Annotated in this window: 20 protein-coding genes and 4 pseudogenes; 18 read left to right on the top strand and 6 right to left on the bottom strand. The window is 36.7% G+C overall.

Features of this window, described 5'->3' with window-relative positions:
• Nucleotides 1–185: 185 nt before the first annotated feature.
• The 7 genes and pseudogenes from Q8G36_RS17225 to Q8G36_RS17255 all read left to right on the top strand — a co-directional run.
• The gene (locus Q8G36_RS17225) at nucleotides 186–1,496 is read left to right on the top strand and encodes a haloacid dehalogenase-like hydrolase (protein WP_305161126.1); all 1,311 of its coding nucleotides are present in this window, start codon (nucleotides 186–188) and stop codon (nucleotides 1,494–1,496) included.
• 988 nt (nucleotides 1,497–2,484) lie between these two features.
• Nucleotides 2,485–3,027, top strand: a complete 543-nt coding sequence (locus tag Q8G36_RS17230; RefSeq protein ID WP_305161127.1) for a PepSY-associated TM helix domain-containing protein — start codon at nucleotides 2,485–2,487, stop codon at nucleotides 3,025–3,027.
• An 11-nt stretch (nucleotides 3,028–3,038) separates the two neighbouring features.
• A complete protein-coding gene (locus Q8G36_RS17235) occupies nucleotides 3,039–3,617 on the top strand; it encodes a PepSY-associated TM helix domain-containing protein (protein WP_336622973.1) in 579 nt (192 codons plus the stop codon).
• 604 nt (nucleotides 3,618–4,221) lie between these two features.
• On the top strand, nucleotides 4,222–4,995 hold the full coding sequence (locus Q8G36_RS17240; protein WP_305161129.1) for an amino acid ABC transporter substrate-binding protein: 774 nt from the start codon (nucleotides 4,222–4,224) through the stop codon (nucleotides 4,993–4,995).
• A 70-nt stretch (nucleotides 4,996–5,065) separates the two neighbouring features.
• Nucleotides 5,066–5,725 carry an amino acid ABC transporter permease gene (locus Q8G36_RS17245; protein ID WP_305161130.1) on the top strand — a complete coding sequence of 220 codons (660 nt, stop codon included), beginning with the start codon at nucleotides 5,066–5,068 and terminating at the stop codon, nucleotides 5,723–5,725.
• 14 nt (nucleotides 5,726–5,739) lie between these two features.
• Entirely contained in the window at nucleotides 5,740–6,483 is a 744-nt protein-coding gene (locus Q8G36_RS17250) for an amino acid ABC transporter ATP-binding protein (protein ID WP_305161131.1), read from the top strand.
• A 180-nt stretch (nucleotides 6,484–6,663) separates the two neighbouring features.
• Nucleotides 6,664–6,843, top strand: a pseudogene (locus tag Q8G36_RS17255) (C40 family peptidase); the annotation flags it as partial.
• A gap of 560 nt (nucleotides 6,844–7,403) precedes the next feature.
• Here the strand turns inward: Q8G36_RS17255 and Q8G36_RS29330 are convergent.
• The 5 genes from Q8G36_RS29330 to Q8G36_RS17275 form a co-directional block, all read right to left on the bottom strand.
• The gene (locus tag Q8G36_RS29330) at nucleotides 7,404–7,832 is read right to left on the bottom strand and encodes a Fur family transcriptional regulator (protein ID WP_370694078.1); all 429 of its coding nucleotides are present in this window, start codon (nucleotides 7,830–7,832) and stop codon (nucleotides 7,404–7,406) included.
• Nucleotides 7,833–8,214: 382 nt separating this feature from the next.
• On the bottom strand, nucleotides 8,215–8,655 hold the full coding sequence (gene sufU / locus Q8G36_RS17260; protein WP_305161132.1) for a Fe-S cluster assembly sulfur transfer protein SufU: 441 nt from the start codon (nucleotides 8,653–8,655) through the stop codon (nucleotides 8,215–8,217).
• A 141-nt stretch (nucleotides 8,656–8,796) separates the two neighbouring features.
• The gene (locus Q8G36_RS17265; protein WP_305161133.1) at nucleotides 8,797–9,786 is read right to left on the bottom strand and encodes a CobW family GTP-binding protein; all 990 of its coding nucleotides are present in this window, start codon (nucleotides 9,784–9,786) and stop codon (nucleotides 8,797–8,799) included.
• Nucleotides 9,787–9,800: 14 nt separating this feature from the next.
• Nucleotides 9,801–10,193: a (2Fe-2S) ferredoxin domain-containing protein gene (locus tag Q8G36_RS17270; protein WP_054396478.1), complete on the bottom strand. Its 393-nt coding sequence runs from the start codon at nucleotides 10,191–10,193 to the stop codon at nucleotides 9,801–9,803.
• Nucleotides 10,194–10,536: 343 nt separating this feature from the next.
• Nucleotides 10,537–11,472, bottom strand: a complete 936-nt coding sequence (locus Q8G36_RS17275) for a CobW family GTP-binding protein (RefSeq protein WP_305161134.1) — start codon at nucleotides 11,470–11,472, stop codon at nucleotides 10,537–10,539.
• A 446-nt stretch (nucleotides 11,473–11,918) separates the two neighbouring features.
• Here Q8G36_RS17275 and Q8G36_RS17280 point away from each other — a divergent pair, with 446 nt between their 5' ends.
• The 9 genes and pseudogenes from Q8G36_RS17280 to Q8G36_RS17320 form a co-directional block, all read left to right on the top strand.
• Nucleotides 11,919–12,911 (top strand): metal ABC transporter substrate-binding protein, encoded by a 993-nt coding sequence (locus Q8G36_RS17280; RefSeq protein ID WP_370694079.1) that lies wholly within the window; start codon nucleotides 11,919–11,921, stop codon nucleotides 12,909–12,911.
• 89 nt (nucleotides 12,912–13,000) lie between these two features.
• Nucleotides 13,001–13,708 (top strand): metal ABC transporter ATP-binding protein, encoded by a 708-nt coding sequence (locus Q8G36_RS17285; RefSeq protein ID WP_305161135.1) that lies wholly within the window; start codon nucleotides 13,001–13,003, stop codon nucleotides 13,706–13,708.
• Entirely contained in the window at nucleotides 13,654–14,502 is an 849-nt protein-coding gene (locus Q8G36_RS17290; RefSeq protein ID WP_305161136.1) for a metal ABC transporter permease, read from the top strand. The genes Q8G36_RS17285 and Q8G36_RS17290 overlap by 55 nt, the downstream gene beginning before the upstream one ends.
• Nucleotides 14,503–14,553: 51 nt before the next feature.
• Entirely contained in the window at nucleotides 14,554–15,129 is a 576-nt protein-coding gene (gene dcd, locus Q8G36_RS17295; RefSeq protein ID WP_305161137.1) for a dCTP deaminase, read from the top strand.
• A 90-nt stretch (nucleotides 15,130–15,219) separates the two neighbouring features.
• Nucleotides 15,220–15,735 carry a MogA/MoaB family molybdenum cofactor biosynthesis protein gene (locus tag Q8G36_RS17300; RefSeq protein WP_305161138.1) on the top strand — a complete coding sequence of 172 codons (516 nt, stop codon included), beginning with the start codon at nucleotides 15,220–15,222 and terminating at the stop codon, nucleotides 15,733–15,735.
• A 160-nt stretch (nucleotides 15,736–15,895) separates the two neighbouring features.
• On the top strand, nucleotides 15,896–16,633 hold the full coding sequence (locus tag Q8G36_RS17305; RefSeq protein WP_305161139.1) for a class I SAM-dependent methyltransferase: 738 nt from the start codon (nucleotides 15,896–15,898) through the stop codon (nucleotides 16,631–16,633).
• Nucleotides 16,634–16,955: 322 nt separating this feature from the next.
• Entirely contained in the window at nucleotides 16,956–17,876 is a 921-nt protein-coding gene (gene folE2, locus Q8G36_RS17310) for a GTP cyclohydrolase FolE2 (RefSeq protein ID WP_305161140.1), read from the top strand.
• Nucleotides 17,877–18,157: 281 nt separating this feature from the next.
• Nucleotides 18,158–19,078: pseudogene (gene cntE / locus Q8G36_RS17315) on the top strand (staphylopine family metallophore export MFS transporter CntE); the annotation flags it as partial.
• Nucleotides 19,079–19,285: 207 nt separating this feature from the next.
• A pseudogene (locus Q8G36_RS17320) lies at nucleotides 19,286–19,384 on the top strand (spore germination protein); the annotation flags it as partial.
• A gap of 16 nt (nucleotides 19,385–19,400) precedes the next feature.
• Here Q8G36_RS17320 and rpmG read toward each other — a convergent pair.
• Nucleotides 19,401–19,495 (bottom strand): annotated as a pseudogene (gene rpmG / locus Q8G36_RS17325) (50S ribosomal protein L33); the annotation flags it as partial.
• Nucleotides 19,496–19,960: 465 nt separating this feature from the next.
• Between rpmG and Q8G36_RS17330 the strand changes: the two are divergent.
• Nucleotides 19,961–20,959 (top strand): permease, encoded by a 999-nt coding sequence (locus Q8G36_RS17330; protein ID WP_305161141.1) that lies wholly within the window; start codon nucleotides 19,961–19,963, stop codon nucleotides 20,957–20,959.
• Nucleotides 20,960–20,972: 13 nt separating this feature from the next.
• Nucleotides 20,973–21,935: a TIGR03943 family putative permease subunit gene (locus tag Q8G36_RS17335; RefSeq protein WP_305161142.1), complete on the top strand. Its 963-nt coding sequence runs from the start codon at nucleotides 20,973–20,975 to the stop codon at nucleotides 21,933–21,935.
• Nucleotides 21,936–22,048 lie beyond the last annotated feature (113 nt).

Here is a 22,048-nt window from a genome sequence, read left to right on the forward strand (position 1 = left end):
ACAGAAATGATCAATCTTTTTATAAAGTTACAAATGAAGAAAAGAATCACAAATAAATATTTGATTATTTTGAAAATTCGTGATAGTATTTACAAATAAAAGAATCAATCGGCAATGGCGCCTGTTTCAATAGCTAATAACGAGCTATTGGGCAGGCGTCTTTTGCATTTTTCAGGGGGGATAATATGAATAATAGAACCAAATTAAAGGCTTTATTTGGCATGATCGTTATTTGCTTGTTTTTGTCTGCTTCCTTAGGAGCGGCTGCAAGCGGAAAAGCAGTTTCGACTCCGCAAAAAAGGGAGGGCCATTGTATTCAAGTGTTGGATAAAGGAAAATGGGCTCCTGACACCTATAAGTCTGTTCAAAACCTAATTGATAAGCATGGTGCTGGAAGTACAGGATACGATCCAAAACGAAAACCTTATGTTGTTTTTGATTGGGATCATACGAGCATCATGAATGATACGGAGGAGGCCCTCTTTCTTTATCAAATTGATCACTTGGCATATAACATGCAACCGGAAGAGTTTTATGAAGTGATCAAAAAGAATGTGCCGAATGGACCCTTTTCACACGAGTTTAAAAACCTTCAAGGAGATGCAGTCACTCTCAAGCAAATCGCCGAGGATCTGAAGCGCGATTACGAATTTCTTTATTCCAACTATAATGGGATGAATGGAAAAGAGCGGTTAGAAACGCTACATTCAACTGATCAATTTAAAGATTTTAAAGCGAAAATGTACTTTCTGTATGAAGCCATTGGGGAAACATACGGTGTTGAAATCGGATATCCATGGGTGCTTTATTTATTTGCCAACATGTCGACCGAAGAAGTTCAGCAGCTTGCAGAGGCTTCAAATGATTATAATTTAGGGGCGGAAATGGCATCGGTGACGCTTATAAGTCCTGGGTCCATGTTAGGAAAAGCCGGTACTGTTCAAGTTACCTATACAACAGGACTGCGTCTGGCCTCGGAAATCGCAAACTTAATGCATACTTTTATGGAGAATGGGATTGACGTTTATGTTATTTCGGCTTCGATGGAAGAGGTGGTGGAGGTATTTTCGTCAAATCCAAAATACGGCTACAACCTTCCAAAGGAAAATGTCTTTGGGATGAGATTAAAAAAGAAGGAAGGAATTACTCAAGCAGAATATGAAGACAATTGGCCGATCACTGCTCGAGAAGGTAAGGTGGAAGTGATCGAACACGCCATCTCCAAAACGAGGGGCGGTTACGGTCCGATATTCGTAGCGGGAGACAGCAGCACAGATTATGAAATGCTGACAATTAAGAGTTTGAAACTCGGTTTAATTATCAACCGCCTCAAAACAGGTGATATCGGCAAGCTTGCGAAAACAGCTGCAGAACGGATGGGCAAAAACAACCCGAAATATGTTCTCCAAGGAAGAAATGAGAATACAGGCTTATGGATACCGACTGAATACACGATCAAGCTTGGGTCAAATGAAGAAAAATTGTTGGCGAATTAAAAAGATTCGTCCCAGTAGATTCAGTCACACTGGGAGTATAAAATAAAGATTGATGATGACATCTTAGACTCGCTTTTATACATTCAAGTTTCCGAAACATAACCAAAATCAGTGGAAATCATGCACCCTATTCCCATTAAGCCATTTTAAATGAAGATAAATCTTCTACTCTCATTTCGTAAACATAAAGTATTTTTGGTTTTACATATTGAAGAATTAAATCAAATTCGGTAGCAAACAAGCGTATTTATATAAAAGTAATTGAAATTCAAGAAAAGGGCGCTTTCCTGTATGAAGGATCGCGCTCATTTTTACATTTAAGGGCCATTTAATGAAATAAGACTTACAAACAAAACTGGATATTTATCCTTATTATTGGTGTGAGATTGTGTTTAGTTTATTGAGGGAGGATAGTGCAAAAAGACATATTTAAATGTTTAATAAAAAATAGCAGTTTTGTTGTTTTCCTTCTTTTAGAAGATAATGAAGAACCACTTGGATAAAAATATGTTGACTGAACAGTATGCTTCCGCGTACAATAAGGTAAGTTATTAGTCAATTCAGAAAATTAAAAAAGAGGATTTGACAGAAGAATCGGACACCAGCAATTGTTTACGCGTTTGCAGAAAAAGAGGAAGAATCCTCATTAACAAGCGAGTGAACGCGAATGAATTGGCGTAGGGAACAGGAAAAGTTGGTTTAATGGAGTTGCAAAAAATAGTGGAATTAACCACAGTTGAATAATAAAAGCCTATAGTTATTTAGTGAAAATAGGGGGCTGTATTGATGACGGGATCCGTCTGTCAATATGGCCCCTTTTTTATTTGTTTTTGCCAGTCTTGAACTTGACGGAAATCAATTGGGCCACAATAAATTGTGTTTGCTTGAAATTATCTCTCCGTTCTGTTTGGGGATTTCTGTTAATGTTTTTGTTCTCTAGAGCCTGTTATTAAGGGTTTAACAAATTTAAAAAGGGGATGAAGGAACTGTGTCAAATGCTGTAAAGGTATATCAAATAAGTCGAAAAGTACATAAATGGGCAGGGTTAATTTTATCTGTTGTTTTTATGTTTTTGGCTTTGACAGGACTTTTGATTGTTTTTTCAACACAACTTGGATTGGGTTCGGGTGTTAATACAGTGGAGGGAAATGCCGAGCCAAGCCAAACGATACCTATTGATAAGGTTCTATCCATTACTTCTCAGGAGTTTTCCAGTGTAAAGTCGATTAATGATATCTCAAGAATTGAATTGACTGCAAGTCCACATGTTTACAGGGTTCTAGCAAACGATCAAGAAGTTGTCATGGATGCGAGCACGGGGAAAATTTTATCAAATAAACCAGATTACACAACCTTACTCATTACTATGCATGATGGAAGCTTCTTTGGGAATTGGTATAAATTCAGTGCTGTAGCGATGGCAGGTTTATCCTTAATCCTGCTGTCATTTTCAGGGTATTATATGGTTGGCTTTCCTCTTTATAAACGTCTAATGGCAAGAAAAAAAGCGAAAAATTCAGAAATTTCGTAATAGGCATTTGTATTGTTTCGAAAAAAAGTCGAGGAGTGTGTTGGGGAATGTCGAAATCTGTAAAGTTATATCAATTAAGCCGAAAAGTACATAAATGGACCGGATTGATTTTATCCGTTTTTTTTATGTTCATCGCAGTCACGGGTCTCGTGCTTGTTTATATGATACCACTCGGAGTGGCTGATGAGTTAAGGACGGGGAAAGAGGCAAGTCCAGATCAAGCGATATCCATGGAGAAGGCCGTGTCCATTGCTACATCTCAGGATCTTCCAGGTGTGGACTCGGTTGAAGATATATTTAGAATTGAATATAGACCAAGTGCAAATGTGTACCAGGTTCGCTTTAATAACGGTCAAGGTGTTCAAATAGATGTAAGTACGGGAAAAGTGTTATCCACAAATCCAGATTACTCGACTTTCCTCATTACTTTGCATGATGGATCCTTCTTTGGCGATTGGTATAGATACAGTATCCTCACAATGACCGGTTTATCCTTAATCCTGCTGTCATTTTCAGGGTATTATATGTTTGGCTTTCCTCTTTATAAACGTTTAATGGCGAAAAAAAAAGCAAGAGATTTGGAGGTTTAGCTTAAATGTCCCATACGGGTTTATAAACAAGAATCTGATATAACTATTGAATTTACAACCAATGTAGCAATATTAGTTAATAAGGACGTTACTTTATCAGCTAATATAAAAACCGAAAAACAACCATTTAACGAAGCTAGGGTTAGATTTGAAATTTGGCACGAAAATGAAGAAAGGCATGAATTTTTGGAAGCTACCGAGGGTTAGTGTGGAAAATATAATTTGACTAAAAAATTTGCAACACAAGGTATTTACCATGTAAAAGTACATTATGAAAAAGATGACATACATGGACATCAAGAAGAGTCCATTGAAGTAAAATAAAGTAATACTTATAGTAGAAAGACTAATGGTTGTTAAGGGACCACCATTAGTATTTTAAATAGGAAGTAGGAAAGCGAGCCGTGACCCAAGGAGATAATCAAGGGCTAGTCATAATTTCACAGATAAAATATAAATCCTTTAGTATACTAATACACTAAAAAATATCGTTGACATTCATTTTTATATTGTGTTAACTTTATCATACGATAATTTACCACTCTAATACATTAGTAAACTAAAGTATACAGAGTCATACTTAAGCCAAAGGTGGTTTTTTAATATGAAACGTATAGCGACAATTATGCTGACAATAGTAGCCGTGTTTTCACTTCTTGCAGCATGTTCTTCCAAACCGGAGGAAAAAGATAAGACGTTGGTGATAGGCATCGACGATAAATTTGCACCCATGGGATTCCGAGATGAGAATAACGAAATCACTGGTTTTGATATTGACTATGCCAAAGCGGCTGCAGAAAAAATGGGGGTAAAGGTTAAATTTCAGCCCATAGACTGGAAAACAAAAGAATCCGAACTAAGCAGTGGGCGTATAGACCTCATTTGGAACGGGTACACCATTACTGATGAGCGTAAAGAGAAGGTTCTTTTTACGAAGCCCTATTTAAAAAATGCACAGGTGGTTGTTACACGTGAAGATTCGAAGCTTACTAAACTTGATGATTTAAAAGGAAAAGTAGTAGGTCTTCAATCGCTTTCATCTGCATCAGATGCATTGAATGCTAATCCGGTTAAATCTAAAATCAAGACGATCACGGAATTCTCCGATAACGTATTGGCTCTAAGTGACCTTAAATCTGGCCGAGTGGATGCTGTCGTCATTGATGAAGTTGTTATTAAATATTACATGTCCAAAGAAAAAGAAACCTTTAAGATTCTTGATGAATCGCTAGCACCAGAGGAATATGGAGTAGGCGTGAAAAAGGGGAACGAAGATCTTCTGAAACAGCTTCAAGGGGCACTTGATGAACTGAACGAGGATGGCACTGCCGTTAAAATCTCTGAGAAATGGTTCGGGGAAAATAAGGTTTTAAAGTAATTGAACGTACAAAATTAAGCTAACAGGATTTCCTTAGGAAACCCTGTTTTGTTTTTGGGGGAATCAATTCATGTCAGCAGATTATCTTTTATCAATACTAAAGCCTATGCTCGAAGGGGCACAGATGACTGTCCTCTTATTTTTGATCGCCATTGTCTTGTCCATTCCTTTGGGCTTCTTGCTAACTCTGGCTGTAAGAAGCAAAATCAAGCCGGTAGCCTGGCTTGCCCATACCTATATTTACTTGATGCGCGGTACACCGCTGTTGCTTCAATTGCTATTTATCTGTTTCGGGCTTCCGATGATTCCCGTGATTGGTGAATATATGGTTTTGGATCGCTTTGTAGCTGCATGTTTGGGCTTTATTTTAAATTATGCGGCATATTATGCTGAAATCTTCCGCGGGGGTCTGCTGGCTATCGATAAAGGTCAATATGAGGCCGCCCAGGTACTGGGTTTGACTAAATGGCAGACAATGAGGAAAATCATTCTGCCTCAAATGTTCCGCGTGGCGCTTCCGGCCGTTTCCAACGAATCGGTGACACTTGTCAAGGATACCGCGCTGCTTTATGCCGTAGCTGTACCGGAACTATTACACTTTGCACAGACAGCAGTGAATCGTGATTTTACAATTGTTCCATTTTTCATGGCGGGTATCATTTATCTCCTTATCACGCTCGTATTAACTATGTTGTTTAAATGGCTCGAAAAACGATTCAAAATTGAATAGAAGGAGTGGTGAATGTGGCTATCCTTGAAGTATCCAACCTCAAAAAGTCATATGACAAGATAGACGTACTAAAACAGATTACTTTTGACGTAAATAAAAACGATGTGATTGCAGTGATCGGCCCATCTGGATCTGGGAAAAGTACGATGCTCCGCAGCCTCGTCCATCTAGAAGAAATAAACGACGGCAGTATCGTGGTATCCGGTGATATTATGGTGAAGGACGGAGTTTACTCGAATGCGCAAGAACTCAAACGAATCACCTCTAAAATGGGAATGGTTTTTCAGCACTTTAATTTATTCCCTCACATGACGGTTAAAGAGAATCTGGAAATCGCACCTAAAATGGCGAAAAAAGAGCCCAACGCGGTCATTCAGCAACGAAGTGCCGAACTGCTGGAGAAAGTGGGGCTCTCCAATCGCTCGACGGCATACCCTGCCAATCTCTCCGGCGGCCAAAAACAAAGGGTGGCCATTGCCCGGGCCCTTATGATGAACCCGGAAATCCTGCTGTTTGATGAACCTACTTCTGCCCTTGATCCGGAACTCACAGGTGAAGTACTGAAGGTCATGAAGAATTTGGCTGAAGAACACATGACGATGATCGTCGTGACGCATGAGATGGAATTCGCAAGAGAAGTGGCAAATCGGGCCATTTTCATGGACAATGGAGAAATCATTGAATCCGGCGACCCGGAAGAGCTGTTAACAAATCCACAGTTTGACAGGACGAAAGCTTTCTTGAAACGTAGTTTGTAATAATTCATTCTGACTTTAAAATGTAAATTAAATTAGATTTAGCTCACAGTGTTAAATTATTTTTCAATTCTAGCCCTTCAGTTTGAAGGGCTTTTTTATGAAAAAATCGTCAACTGCTAGTAGTACCTTGAAGGATTGGAGCTTCATTAAGTAGAAAGTTATAGAGGAGTAATAAAAATGTCCAAACCACAAGCTGGGGATCTGGTCTTTTTTGAAACCTATAAACCTGGTACTTCGCATGCGGGTATTTATATCGGGGGTAATCAATTCATACACAGCTCCTCATCCGGTGTAACTATTACTTCTATGGATAATAGTTATTGGGAAAAAAGATATTTAGGAGCGAAAAGAATTCAATAGAGCTAACAGCCAGATCTTTTTATAAAAGAGACTGGCTGTTATTTGTTTGGGTTCGTAATCTACCCATGACAAAAGGATTTAAAACCTGAGCCTGCTTTCCCCTTCGATTCCCTCCTACAAATGAAGGAATAATGATAGGCAAAAGCTGTTGAAATTTACCAGGTTGAATTTGATTATCAGGAGATATAATTAGTTGCATCATAGGAGGGCAGGATTTTTATGAAACGTGATCCTTATTTTGATAATGCTAAAGCTATTTTAATCATACTAGTAGTATTGGGGCACAGGGCCTAAAGGCTACTACTTACCTAGAATCGGGGACACGGTGTAAATTAGCGAAGATATTTAATAAAAGGTGTACAAACTAATTACAGCTTGAGAAACTCTCTTGGTGTTCCTTTCTTTTTTTAAGATACCTTCTGATATTAATTGGGTGGTATTTTTATTTTTGTTTCTCCTAAGGAATTTTTTTGGGAAGTCACTCAAAAAGTATATGGTTATAGTTACATAGAGTAAATTGATATCATTTTATGAAAACATTGTACTAATATTGAAGTCTATTACAGACAAGATGGGCAAACTCCGTAAACTTCAAACTTATGATCATAAATTAAGTAATCATTAAGGGAGGTATCCATTTTTTCCATTGGACACAAGTTTAGATTGGTCGTATTCCCACATTCTGTACAAATGAACTTATATTCATGAGTATTAATTTCATTTTTTAAATGGAATAGGCTCTCCCCATCCTGAAAAGTAAGATCGATGATACCGATGTCCTTGAACATGTGAAGGTTTCGATACACGGTATCAGAACTGACATTTCCCATTTTATATCGTAAATGATCTGTTACAGATTTGGCTGACACAAATCTATTTTTTTGCCCTATAAAATAAGATAATATACTCGATCGTTGAGGGGTGCATCTGTAACCATTATCTTTTATGTAATCTAGATATATTTCTAAATTCAAGAAATTCATCCCCATTTAGTTTTTCTTTGTTTTAAATCTGAAATAAAACGTTCTTTGAAGTCTATATGTCCAAATCCCGGGTTTGGATAATGACACATAAATAATAGCGCTGATTTATCTATTGCATCTTACAAAAAACTTCATCGAGTTTTTAGCCCTTGTTTAGGTGATGTCTCTGCGAGAATATGTGAGGGAAGATGCTCCAAAGTTGTTAGATCATTTTATATGTCCGATACCAACACAGATAATTTTCCTTCCGAACTTATAGAATGAGAAGGATGACCTACTGTATGGCAAGGGTATGAACAAGACGGATACTTGAAAGAATCTTAGTATATTTGATAACACTAATAACGTATAAAGATGTTAATGGTTAAGTAGTATTTTCCTACATAAACTAAAGGGTATCGTATTCCTTCTCATCTTTTAAAATTTTAACTAATGCTTGCCAAGTCATTAACGCACAATTATGTCTTGCTTTTAATTGATGCACTCCTTGTAGCGATAAACTATCACCTAAATCTACCCCATCTGGTATCTCTCCATGGCGAATTAACTGCTTAAATGCCTTTCTTAGGGAAGTAATTTCTTTTAGTGACTTGTTTTCGATAAGTTCTGTCATCATAGATGCAGATGCCATACTAATGCTGCAGCCTTCACCAAGGAAGGCTGCTTTTTTAACTTGATTATGTTCAAGGGCAATAAATAAAGTCATGACATCCCCGCAAGTAGGGTTTTTATAATGTACTTTCCGTACATATTCTCCTGTTATTTCTTCAAAATTTCTCTTTTGTTTATAATGATCTATGATAACTTGTCGATAAAGGCTTTCAAGCATAGTAAGGAAGTTCCCCTTTCATTATGAATGTAGAGATTAATTGAAAATTTTCATGGGAATTTTCAGTTAATCTCTGAATCGGGTTCTTTCTCTTTTACATGTAAAATTAGATTATTGGTAGTGAGGAAAAAAACAGTTATGTTAGGTCGCTATGCAATTTTTAAATTGCTGCTCTAACTCATCTTTATTTAAGTCCCTTCCAATAAAAACAAGTTCACTTAGTCTTGTTTCGCTGTCTTTCCATTTCCGATCTGGTCTTCCTGAAAATAACATATGGAGTCCCTGGAATACTATTCGTTGTTGGATTCCTTGTATATGAAGAATTCCCTTATACCGTAAAAGATCTTCCCCTTTTTCTTGAACAAGGTAACTCATCCATTCATTTATCTTATCGAAATCGAGTGGCTTTTCTTCACGAAAGGCAATCGATGATACCTTATCATCATGATGGTGATGGTGATGATCTTCTAAGAAATGAGGGTCGATTTCAAGCTTGCGATTCACATCGAACGTATTAATTCCTAAAATATCTCTTAAATTTATATTGCAATTTTGAGCATGCATTCTCTTAGCTGCAGGATTCATGTTGGTAAGTCTTCGCTCCAACGTATTCAGGTCGTCATCAGATACTAAATCCGTTTTATTTAGAATAATCACATCAGCGAAAGCAATTTGCTCTTGTGCCTCATCATGACTATCCAAATGCTTTGTAACATGCTTGCTATCTACTACAGTGACAATGCTGTCCACTTCGAATTTTTCGGATAGTAATTCATCCATAAAAAAGGTCTGGGCAACAGGTGCCGGATCAGCTAAACCCGTTGTCTCAATCAAAACACGATTGAATTTTGTCTGCCCCTGTTCACTTGAAAAAACCAGAGTTCGTAGGATGCGAATTAAATCCCCACGAACCGTACAACAGATGCAACCATTGTTCATCTCCAAGATCTCCTCATCAGCATCAACTACTAACTGGTTGTCTATTCCAACTTCCCCATATTCATTAACAATAACCGCAATCTTTTGATTGTGCTTTTCTGTTAGGATCCGATTTAAAAGCGTAGTTTTACCTGCACCTAAATATCCAGTCAGAATGGTGACCGGGATTTTGTTTGTTTCGATTAAAGTCATATTTTTTCTCCCATTTATTTTATTTTTGATACTCTGATTACTTTTTCCTTGTCTTTTGTAACCCCGGCAACAACTCCTTCTGCGCGTACAAAACCATCCCCAAGGAATGAGTGGCTTACTTTTTCTGTATAATCCTCATTAGCAAGGAGTGAATCGACAAAGGGGGAGGCATCCTCAGGTTTTAAATCCTTATACCAAGTTCCTTTGGGATAGGCGATGACAACGCACTTATCATGGCATCTTCCATTACAACGTGTACGAGTTGTGTGAATGGTGTCGTCTACCTGTCGGTCTGAGATTTCTTTACGAATTGCTTGAGTCAGTTCTTCTGATCCGACCTCAGTACAGCTGCTACCGTTACAAATGAGAACATGATGCTTCGTATTACTTAAATTCCATGTGGCCATATTTAATTTCCCCTCCAGATAAATCGTAATAATTACGATTTAAAATAAATTATTGTCTCATTTTTAACTTTCTAAACGACTAAATTCACTAAATTACCGAGTAAGCATTTTCAGTAGAGCTATATCCTGAAAGGATGTTTTTACCAACTGGTGTTTTGATGCCCGGATTTAACTATTCTCGGCGTTGCTTCTCTTTTTCCGCCTTTGATTTATTTGCCAAATCGATTTCTCCTTTCTCATATAAATATTGTATGATCATTCAAAGCGTAATCATTACGATTTGAATGATGTTATTTTAACCCTTTTTTAAGCCATGTGCAAATACTAAAAAGTTCAGCAAAAGTTAATGTTCCAAGGACATGCTATTTTTCTCTAAATTATTCAGTGTTTTCTGTAGGTAGCAGTGATCTAATCCATCCCCAATAAACACTAGAATATTATTCACCTTTAAACCTGATTTTGTATGGAAGGGCATGCCATAAGCATATTGGAAGAGAAATGTTTCCCGTTTACCTGTAAAACCGATATACCCCTTAATTCGATAAATGGAGTCAGGCATTGTTTTTAAGAAGTCTTCAAATAATTTCTCGTTAATAGGGTGAGAGAAGGTATGAACATAAGTCTTGATATGCAGGTGATCAATAGCATGTGTTTTCTCATGTTCACCTTTTCCTTTTCTTTCAATATATTGGATCGTACTCAAATTGATGTTGGCAAATTTCGTCGGAATAATCTTACCAGTTAGATTAATCATGGATAATTCCTTTTCAATAATCCTTTGGCTTCCATCTGAAATTCGATCAATTTTATTCAATACGATCGTATCAGCATGTTTTACTTGCTCCGTAATTAGCTTTCGAAGAGTAATCTTTAATTTATGGCGATCCATCCAACAGGCAGCATCTAATAGAGTAATAATCGATTGTATCCTTACCTTGTCAGCTAGGAGAGGAGATAAACAGGCATCTAACACTTCAACTGGATGGGCAACCCCAGTCGTTTCAATGTAAATCGCATCCAATTCAAACTGATTTAGGAGTTCGGATAATTGGACTTCGAGTTTATCTGATAGTGTACAGCAAATACAGCCATTTAGTAATTCCTTTAAAGGAACATTTTTTGGAACCGCATCTGAATCTATCGAGACTTGTCCCATTTCATTCATAATTACAGCCACTTTCCTGTTATTTACTTGTTCCTCATTCATAATCCTTTGGAGCAGAGTGGTTTTACCTGCTCCTAAAAAGCCTGCCAGAATATAAATCTCCACACTTCTCATTGAAATCATCCCCTCAACTATTAATTGAATTTGTCGTAACAAAGTCTAACTTCATCCTGATTAGTAAATAAGTATTTAGTAAATTTCCTAAAAAGTAATGATTACGATTTATAATTATAAAGTGAATGAAACGTTTCTACAAGGTAGGTGTACCATAAATCATCGGGATAAGAGATTCATGCTAAGTTCATATGAACTAAAGGGGTAAATATATATAGGCTTTTGTAATAAGGTCATCAAGATTTTAACTTTCTAACAAACTTTTTGACCCTGTGGTCGATCCAGCGTTTAAAAAGATGGATTTTTTTATTCCTCTATTTTTAAAAATATACTTGTTCTTTTTTTAAATAAGTGGTAAATTGTCATTGGTTAAATATAAATCGTAACTATTACGATTTGCAACGAAAAGGATGTTCAATTGTTGGGTAATGGAAAAGGGGAGAAAAATGAAACTATATAAAGTAAAAGCAATATTAGTAGCCTTGGCTTGTTTTACGGTCATGGTGGGATGTAGCAATGAAGAAGTGGTTAACAATCAGGGGGAAAAAGAGTCTGCAAATGAAAAAATACATATCGTCACGACCTTTTATCCTATGTATGAATTTACTAAAAACATTACACAAGATAAGGCTCAAGTGGATCTCTTGATTCCCTCAAATATTGAACCGCATGATTGGCAGCCGACTCCTAAGGATATGGCAGCTATTCAAAAAGCAGATCTTGTTGTTTATAACAGTCCTTTTATGGAAACATGGATCATGTCTATCCAAGAAAGTTTGGGTAAAGGTCAGCCACTGTTTATAGAAGCAAGTGAGGGGATCTCTTTAATGGAAGGAACCGAAGAGGATTCAGATCACGATAACGGGGAATCAGACCGTCATGATGAAGAAAGTCATGATGAAGACCATAAGCAGTTAGATCCGCATGTATGGTTAAGCCCAGTACTTGCTCAAAAGGAAGTTCAAACGATCACTGATGCGATAGTCAAACAAGATCCGGAAAACAAGGATTATTATGAAAGGAATAGTAAAAATTATATCCAACAATTGAAGGAGCTAGATGAACTTTACCGTACTACTCTCGATAAACCTTCCAATAAAGAAATGATTACACAACATGCTGCTTTTGGATATTTAGCAAAAGAGTATGGTCTTACACAGGTTCCCATTGCAGGATTATCTCCATCAGAAGAGCCAAGTCCAGCAAAACTTGCTGAACTAAAGAAATATGCTAAGGAGCATCAAATTAACGTGATTTACTTTGAGGAAACAACTTCTCCTAAGGTTGCCCAAACATTAGCTGGAGAACTGGGAGCTGAAACAGAGGTGTTAAATACGTTAGAGGGTTTAAGCAAGGAAGATCAGGAGAAAGGCCTGGGTTATATTGAAGTTATGAAGAATAACTTAAAGTCTCTTGAAAAATCTTTTGTAAATAAATAGAACTAAGCTGAATTAACTTTGAAAAAGTGTGCGCCTTAAACAGGAAAGGACGCACACTTTTTATAATGATTTCAGAGAGGAGTGGAAAAATGAAACTCGTTACTTTGCATAATATTGTTTTTGGTTATACTCATTCACCTACTTTAAATGGAGTATCCTTTGAGATACAGAGTGGAGAGTTTGTGGGAATTACAGGACCCAACGGAGCTTCCAAATCAACGATGCTACGAGTCATGCTAGGCTTACTAAAACCTTGGGAAGGTACGATTACAATAAGTGAAAAAAATGCCGACGGAAAACGTCTTACCATTGGGTACGTCCCTCAACAAATTGCCTCTTTTAATTCGGGTTTTCCAAGTACAGTTATAGAGCTAGTACGATCTGGGAGATTTCTTAAGGGCAGATGGTTAAAAAGATTAAACCATGAAGATGAAGAAAAAATAGAAAATTCCTTGAAAATGGTAGGGATGTGGGAGTTTCGTCATCACAAAATTGGCGCTTTATCTGGAGGACAAAAACAGAAAATTATTATTGCAAGAGTTCTTGCTACCGATCCAGACTTATTGGTATTGGACGAACCGACAACAGGAATGGATGCTGAGAGCAGAAAAGGGTTTTATGAATTTATGTACCATCAAGTAAAAAAACATCATCGGACCGTTGTGATGGTCACGCACGAACAGGATGAAGTGCAGGGATATTTGGATAAAATTCTTCGCTTAGAGAGGGGGGAACAAGGTGGATGGAAATGTTTAACTTGGAATTCATGCAGCGAGCATTTTGGGCAGGTGGATTAATTGCCATTATCGCTCCTATTCTAGGAGTATTCCTAGTATTAAGAAAACAAGCTTTGATGGCGGATACATTGTCCCATGTATCATTGGCTGGGGTAGCCATCGGTTTCTTCATTCATACAGATATTACGCTATCTAGTATTCTTGTCGTAATAGTAGGGGCAATTGGTATTGAGTACATGAGGCGGGCATATCGAACGTATTCAGAGGTTTCAATTGCTATTCTAATGGCTGCAGGATTGTCATTCGCCTTATTTTTATTAAGTCTAAGTGAAGGCGGAATGACAACCAATATCGATCAATATTTATTTGGGTCCATTGTAACGATCAGCAAGGAACAGCTTTATGTGATGGGTGGAGTAACCACAATTACCCTCCTCTATTTCTTTTTTTTAAAGCGACCGTTATATTTAATGACATTTGATGAAGATACCGCCTATACAAGTGGCATCAATACAAACCTATTGTCCCTATCCTTTAGCGTCTTGGTTGGTTTAGCTATTTCAGTCATTATACCAACGATCGGAGTCCTTTTAGTTTCAGCTCTATTGGTCTTGCCAGCTGCATTTGCAATAAGGTTCATGAAAGGTTTTAAAGTGGTAATTGTGACTGCTGTTCTTATTGCCATGTTTAGTATCTTTTTGGGATTGGTCTCTTCCTATACATTAGGAACTCCACCAGGAGCTACCATTACTTTATTATTGGTCATCATCTTATTTATTGGTTTTCTTAGTCACAAATTAATAGTAAATTTCAGTAGAAAAATTAAGCGAAGAATACGGCAGGAAAGCATATAACTATCATCGCTAGATTATATCAGAAAATATTGATCGGGAGGTACAACGCTTGTGATTCTGTCTAATAAAACAATCTTAAAGAAAATAAAGGAGCAAGAGCTTATCATTGAACCACTGAAACAATCCCAACTACAACCAGCTTCTATTGATTTACGGATAGGAAATCATTTTTTGACGATTGATGAATATTCCACACCTCTTATTTCACTGGACAAACCAGCTGCTTATAAAGAAATTAACAAAGATCATATTATTATTCCGCCTCAAGCTTTTGTAATAGGAACAACCATAGAAGTTATTAAGTTACCAAATAATATGTCTGCTTTCGTTGAAGGCAGAAGCTCTATTGGAAGGTTAGGTCTGTTTATTCAAAATGCTGGATGGGTTGTTCCCGGGTTTGAGGGACATATTACATTGGAACTTTACAATGCAAATCGTGTGCCAATTGAGTTAAAGGCAGGGAGACGGATATGTCAATTAGTTTTAGCTGCTTTGGATCAAGAAACTACTCCTTACATAGGAAAATACTATGGTCAAAATAAAGCAACTGAGAGCCAAGTCTCTCTTGATGAGGAGTCTGAGGATGTAAGTCAGAAAACAAAATGGAAATTTAAAGAATTTGATTAATTTATAGGTATACTCCAGCCTTAGGATTTTAAAGTTGTCAGCTATATTGAAACCATCATAAGTTCATACATAATGAAAAGAGGGAAAATGATGAGTGTTGAGCAACATAAGGAAGAAGCCCCTAAAAAGGTGAATTGTAAAGTCATCACAGTAAGTGACACACGTTCAAAAGAGACAGATAAAAGTGGGAGCTTGATGATCAAGATGTTAGAGGATGCTTTACACTCTATACAAGATTATCAAATTGTGACAGATGACTATGGGGCCATCTATGAAGCTATAAAGGCAGGGTGTTTAGACAATGGTATAGATGTCGTATTGTTGAATGGAGGAACAGGTATAGCAAACCGAGACGTTACAATTGAAGTTGTTCAAAGCTTAGTAGAGAAGCAACTTACAGGATTTGGTGAGATATTCCGGATGCTAAGTTATTTAGAGGATATTGGATCTGCAGCGATTTTAAGTAGATCTATTGCTGGTGTATCCCATGATACAGCCATTTTTTCTATGCCGGGATCTAGTGGGGCGGTCAAATTAGCCATGGAAAAGATTATTATTCCTGAGATATCTCATGTAGTGAGGGAAATACGAAAAGACTTAAGATAGAAGATAATAGCAGAGTGAGTAAATGAATATTATTAAATAATTGTTGTGATTAATCAATTTTTAAATGATAGAGTGGATTATAAATCGTAATAATTACGTTTTGTGTTTCGGATAAATTCCTTTAGATTTTTATAAGATAGATTAGGAGAGTGAACTGGAAATGAACGCGTGGTATGAAGAACATTTTCAAACGGACTATATAAAAATTTATCAACATAGGCACAGTGAAGCAGGTAGTGAGTTAAAGGATCTACTTGAATTTATCCCCTGGAAGAAAGGTCAATCCGTTCTGGATTTGTGCTGTGGTTACGGAAGACATTCTCGCTATCTTGCTCAGCTTGGTTGGAGAGTTACTGGAGTGGATCTCTCCGCACCCCTTCTTCAAGAGGCTATCAACCTGTCATTGAACATGCCTATTCAATATATGAGGTGTGACATGAGGAAGATTCCGTTTCGTAAGGAAATGGATCTCGTTGTAAATATGTTTACAAGCTTTGGTTATTTTGAAAGTGATGATGAGAATGAGAAGGTGATTGAGGGAATAAGCCATTCTTTGAAGGATGGAGGTTACTTTATTATGGATTATCTTAATCCTACATTTGTTGAAGAAAATCTTATTCCGTATTCAAGAGAGGAAGTTGGATCAGTGGAGCTGATTCAATATAGGAGGATAGTAGGGGGACATGTACATAAAAAAATCATCATTAAATCCGGTAACGATGAAAAACGATATGAAGAGGTTATTAAGTTATATCATAAAGAAAAAATGCTATCTATGCTAAATTCATATGGACTTATCGTTCAGGACATCTTGGGTCACTATGATGCAAGTTGTTTTAATTCACGGCAATCACCCCGTATGATCTTTATTTGTCAGAAAGGTGTAAAAAAAATATGAAATGAATGATGAAAAAACCTTTTTAGTATCAACACCATTCTCGGCAAGATGAGTGACGTATTTATTGAAAAAGAAGAAAAGGAGTGAAAGAACAGTGTCGAAAGCTGTAAAGTTGTATAAATTAGCCGAAAAGTGTTCTAACATTGGCAGGTGTATCCTTAATCCTGCGTCATTATCTGGTTATTGTATGGTGGGCTATACTCTTTATAAGCGTCTAGTGGCAAAAAAAATGATAAAAATTGGAGATTTAGCGCCCATTACGTTCACTGATAAAGCTATATGTTCATTAGTTACCGTTTACTTACTATAAGGAGTGTAATGCATGAATAATTTTAAACTTCCCCCAAAGAATGAACGGTTAAAGCTGTTTGGCTCTATGGAACCTGGAATAAAAACGAAGCCAAGCGAAAAAGAAAACATGTTGGATTTACAAAATATGAAAGAAGATTTCTTATTTGAACTCGATGCCGTTGGCATTACAAACGTCAAGACTCCTGTTTCCGTTATCTCAACGTTAGAGCCAATAACGCAAACTACCATCGCTACCTTTACGTTAACTTCCACTATTCCTCATGATGTAAAGGGAACAAATATGAGTCGTTTTACCGAACAATTGGAGCTGTATCGCAGGCAAGGATTTACCTTAACCTTTTCACAACTATCCGATTTTATTAAAGAATTATCCGAACGTTTAGGTCAAAAAGATGCAAAGCTTGAAGTAAGTTTCCCTTGGTTTTACGAACAGCCATCACCTGTGACTTTTCTTGCAGGTTTGAACTATGCTGAAGCAAGAATCTTGTTATCTTATCATCATGGAAAGATAGAAAGAACGGTTGAATTAAACTGTGCTGTAACCACCTTATGCCCATGTTCGAAGGAAATTAGTGAGTATAGCGCTCATAATCAACGGGGTTTCATTAAAATGAGTGCATTGTTAACTAATGATTATGATGAGTCTGTTGATTGGAAAGCTGTACTTTTACATGCGGCCCAATCAAATGCCAGTGCCATAATTCATCCAATTTTAAAACGCCCGGATGAAAAAATAGTGACTGAAAAAGCTTATGAAAATCCCCGATTTGTCGAGGACATGGTTCGGCTTGTAGCTTCTGATCTATATGAAGCACCATTTATTCAATCCTTTACAGTGGAATGTCGTAATGAAGAATCTATCCACCTTCATGATGCTTATGCCTCAGTAACATTCGATAAAACCAATAAAAAAGCTTTCACTCGTATTTAATAGAGTGAAGGGTGAGTGATGACAGATCTATTGAAAGAATTGAGCCACCGATGAAAAAACTAACCTGACCTGTCCATCATATTATACTAAATCAATTCATACATTTACGGGTAGGTCAGCTATGCTAGTACTACCATAGAATTGGGGATGAAGATGAAACGAAATCGATACCTGTATAGGTCCTTTCGGGATTTTTAGGCAGTGGAAAAACGACAAAATCGAACAAGTAAAAAACGTTCGGTCTGATTATGCTAGAAAATTATTGGACAAATTAATAACTTATTCTTATAGTCAATTGTTTTGCTTTAATATTATATACGATTACTGGGTTAGGCGGCTATCTAGTTGCCCGTATGTTACAAGGGGTGTCGACAGCTTTTTTTTCCATGGCATTGCAGATAGGCATTATTGATGCACTAACGGAGAAAGACCGCTCTCAGGGCATCTCACTTTATTCTTTATTCTCTTATATACCAGGTATTATTGGACCCATACTGGCATTAGGAATTTGGCAAGGAGGTATGGATTATTTTACAGTCGTGATGATAGCAATAGCCATCACTACATGGGTGTTTGGCTATAGTGCCAAAATGGAAAAAGGAAAGGAACAACCTGCTTCAGTTAATAATGAGCAGGGAGTAAGTATGTTTAAGGCATTTAGTCAGTTGGTACAAAATCCGTTTCTGTTTAAATGCAGCGTTTTGATGTTAGTTACCTCCATTTTATTTGGAGCGATTACAACCTTCATACCACTGTACGCTACGCTGTTAAAAAACGGAAATGCTGGAATTTATCTCATGCTTCAGGCTGGTACCGTTGTCTTTGCTCGTTTTGTTTTAAGGAAAAGGATTCCTTCAGACGGTAAATGGCATTCATCTTTTATCATGGGGGCTATGCTTCTTTTAGCAATAGCGGCGCAATGTGTAAGCGTTTCTATAACGGGTGGGGCTTTCTTTTTCTATGCAGGTGCGATTTTAATGGGGATAGCTCAGGCAATTATTTATCCAACGTTAACAACGTATTTAACCTTTGTATTGCCTAAGGTAAATCGAAATGTGTTACTTGGTTTATTCATTGCCATGGCTGATTTAGGTGTTTCGCTAGGTGATGTCATTATGGGGCCGATAGCCTCATACTCATTTATGAATATGATTTGTGCTATCTTAGGTTTGATGATGACCATTTTTGCATATGATAGATGAAAAATATTTGTTGGGTAAAATATAAAGGAGTCTTTTAAAAGTTTCATATATGACTTTTGGAAGGGTTTGTTGAATTTAATATTTTAATCTTATAGAGGATATCTTTTAATAGGATTCTTTTTCTTTTTAATGGCTAATTAATTATGTATGAGATACGCCTAAATTAAGAAAGAATGTAAGTTGGCATATTGTTGTGTATTAAAACCCCTTAGTCCTTTTTCGCAGGTACAGAATACAGAGCGTCCTGATCGCGTGATCGCTTTTTTGATGGAAGGTCGAGTGGCCATCTTATTAGATGGGACGCCACAAGGGATCTTTTTCGGCGTGGACTATATTTCATCAGTACTAACCGTCCGGGTTGTTTCTCTTGTTTTTTGACGTAATGAAATTACGGTCTCCTGTTTTAGTACATGTTAATTTTTACTATCCTCCTAATAATCCTTTACATTACTCTAAAATTGTTTTAAGATTTAAACCGTAATAATTACGATTTAAAAAAACAAAAACCTTCTATTCTTTGAGTAGTAGGGAGTCCCATTTAATAGAATAGGAGTTAACAAGTATGAATATAATAAGTTGATTAACACTTCTGTACCAACCTTAAGCCTTTTTTAACGGGATGCGGTAAGACTGAGAAAGTCAATAAAGTTGATGAAAAGAAGGACGATGAGAAATTAAAAGTTATTACAACGATTTATCCGTTTTAAGATTTTACAAAAAAAATGGTGGTAGCTTTGTCGAAGTAAAAAGTATCTATCCTCCAAACGTTGATACACATAGTTTTGAGCATGTGAATTTAATTGTTGAAGTTTGCTATATATTATCAACTTTCTAATATATTTTATGGAAGTAGCACTACATTATTTTTTAAGGGAGGTACCTATGATTCGGATTATTCGAGGTTATATGATAGATATAACCGGTATTATCATAATAGCACTAGCTCTTATCCTGTTTTCTTTCAGTTCTAGTATAAAAGATTCCTTTGTTATTCCACCGTCATTGTTAAATTTAAATACTATTTTTCTAAGTATTTTAATAGAAGCCCTGCCCTTTGTTTTAATTGGGGTCCTCATCGCTGGAGTGATCCAAATCTTTGTTACTGAAGAACATATTCAAAGGTGGATTCCAAAGAATAAGGTTATGGCTGTAATAATGAGCTGTATTGTAGGAGCGCTGTTTCCTGCCTGTGAATGTGGAATCGTTCCCATTGTTCGACGTTTAGTTGTAAAAGGAGTACCTATTCATGCTGCGATGGGTTTTATGTTAACAGGCCCTCTTATCAACCCGATTGTTATTGTTTCTACATATATGGCATTTGGAAATGATTTTAAAATTGCTGGATTGCGTATGGGGTTAGGGTTTCTGGTGGCTATAATGGTTGCCTTTGCTGTCAGTTGGATTTTTAAAGGCAATCAATTTAAGTCTTCCATCATTTCTGTTTCAACCCATAATCACAGTATAAATCAATCACTTTCCAATCGTTTTTGGTCGATGCTCACACATTCAATTGATGAGTTTTTTGATATGGGGAAATACCTGGTTATAGGAGCTTTTTTAGCTGCTTTTGTACAAACCTATATGCCAGCAAAATCTTTGTTGGAGGCTGGAAACGGTCCGGCTTCTTCTTTATTTGTTATGATGGGATTGGCTTACGTTTTATCTCTATGTTCTGAAGCAGACGCGTTTATAGGAGCTTCCTTTAGCAGCATTTTTCCAGTTTCATCAATCCTTGGCTTCTTAATTTTCGGCCCCATGATTGATTTAAAGAACACACTTTTGATGCTGAGCGTTTTTCGATTTAGATTTGTTATGGTTTTGCTAGCATTGGTTGTTTCTATGGTGTTTATCACTTTAATGCTGCTGCAAAGCTTTTTATAAGGAGGGGAAAATCATGCAACTCCAATTTCAGCAAGCTGCTAGAGCTTTAATTTTACTAGCTTTTTCGGCCCTCATATTTAAGCTACATTTCACCGGTGAAATTACAAAGTTCATTAACCCAAAATATGAAGGTTTAAGCCAAGTAGCTTCTGTAATATTTTTGATTTTGTTTTTCATTCAAATTACAAGGATATGGAAAGTGAAGAAAAGCAGCTATCATCATTGTGATCAGCACGACCATGACTGCGACCATAACCATGATCATGGAGATTCTTCTTTTAACACAAAAAAACTAATTTCGTATTTTATAATTGTGTTTCCATTACTAACTGGGTTTCTGCTTCCAGCCAAAGTACTCGATGCTTCTATTGCCAATAAGAAAGGGGCAATGCTGGCACTGTCAAACCAAAAACAAGCACCTAAAGAAGACAAAAATAAAGAAAACAGTAACCCTCCAGAAGAAATGGAAGAGAGTAGTATAAATGGTCAGGCTGATCCCTCTATAGATGACAACCCTGTAGACCCAGCTCTTCTAGAAAACCAGCTGGAAGAAATCTCAAAGGAAGAATATAATCAACTGATACAACAGTTAGAACAAAACCAAAATATTGAGATGAATGACTATGTTTATGCAGCCTATTATGAAGAAATGAGTAAAGATATTAATAAATTTAAGGGAAGAAAAATCGAATTAAAGGGCTTTGTTTATAAAGAAGATGGATTTGCTCAAAATCAGCTGGTGATTTCAAGATTTTTAATTACTCACTGTGTCGCAGACGCAAGTATTATTGGATTTCTTTCAGAGTTCCCAGAGGCTTCTTCCCTAGACAAGGATACATGGATCAAAGCAAATGGTGTAATAGAAATTACTACGTATAACGGGACTGAGCTTCCTGTAATCAAAATTACTGATTGGGAAAAAATCAGTGAACCTAATGAGCCGTATCTCTATCCGATTAATGTGAAAATATTATAAAATATATTTTGCATAATACAGAATAACGGCAATCAATAAACACAGAAGAGATATTATATCAAGGCTATTGGTTTATTTGCTGTTGCTCACTCTATGGAACGGATTAATGAAAC

Source organism: Peribacillus frigoritolerans, assembly GCF_030676415.1.
GTDB lineage: Bacteria > Bacillota > Bacilli > Bacillales > DSM-1321 > Peribacillus > Peribacillus frigoritolerans_A.

Bases quoted from the DNA above. Each gene is read 5' to 3' on its own strand.
- Q8G36_RS17290 (WP_305161136.1), top strand. From the start codon at position 13,654: ATGGAAATGTTTAACTTGGAATTCATGCAGCGAGCATTTTGGGCAGGT.
- Q8G36_RS17335 (WP_305161142.1), top strand. From the start codon at position 20,973: ATGCAACTCCAATTTCAGCAAGCTGCTAGAGCTTTAATTTTACTAGCT.
- Q8G36_RS17285 (WP_305161135.1), top strand. From the start codon at position 13,001: ATGAAACTCGTTACTTTGCATAATATTGTTTTTGGTTATACTCATTCA.
- folE2 (WP_305161140.1), top strand. From the start codon at position 16,956: ATGAATAATTTTAAACTTCCCCCAAAGAATGAACGGTTAAAGCTGTTT.
- Q8G36_RS17300 (WP_305161138.1), top strand. From the start codon at position 15,220: ATGAGTGTTGAGCAACATAAGGAAGAAGCCCCTAAAAAGGTGAATTGT.
- Q8G36_RS17225 (WP_305161126.1), top strand. From the start codon at position 186: ATGAATAATAGAACCAAATTAAAGGCTTTATTTGGCATGATCGTTATT.
- Q8G36_RS17305 (WP_305161139.1), top strand. From the start codon at position 15,896: ATGAACGCGTGGTATGAAGAACATTTTCAAACGGACTATATAAAAATT.
- Q8G36_RS17330 (WP_305161141.1), top strand. From the start codon at position 19,961: ATGATTCGGATTATTCGAGGTTATATGATAGATATAACCGGTATTATC.
- Q8G36_RS17245 (WP_305161130.1), top strand. From the start codon at position 5,066: ATGTCAGCAGATTATCTTTTATCAATACTAAAGCCTATGCTCGAAGGG.
- Q8G36_RS17265 (WP_305161133.1), bottom strand. From the start codon at position 9,786: ATGACTTTAATCGAAACAAACAAAATCCCGGTCACCATTCTGACTGGA.
- Q8G36_RS17240 (WP_305161129.1), top strand. From the start codon at position 4,222: ATGAAACGTATAGCGACAATTATGCTGACAATAGTAGCCGTGTTTTCA.
- Q8G36_RS29330 (WP_370694078.1), bottom strand. From the start codon at position 7,832: ATGGGGATGAATTTCTTGAATTTAGAAATATATCTAGATTACATAAAA.
- sufU (WP_305161132.1), bottom strand. From the start codon at position 8,655: ATGCTTGAAAGCCTTTATCGACAAGTTATCATAGATCATTATAAACAA.
- Q8G36_RS17280 (WP_370694079.1), top strand. From the start codon at position 11,919: ATGAAACTATATAAAGTAAAAGCAATATTAGTAGCCTTGGCTTGTTTT.
- Q8G36_RS17275 (WP_305161134.1), bottom strand. From the start codon at position 11,472: ATGAGAAGTGTGGAGATTTATATTCTGGCAGGCTTTTTAGGAGCAGGT.
- Q8G36_RS17270 (WP_054396478.1), bottom strand. From the start codon at position 10,193: ATGGCCACATGGAATTTAAGTAATACGAAGCATCATGTTCTCATTTGT.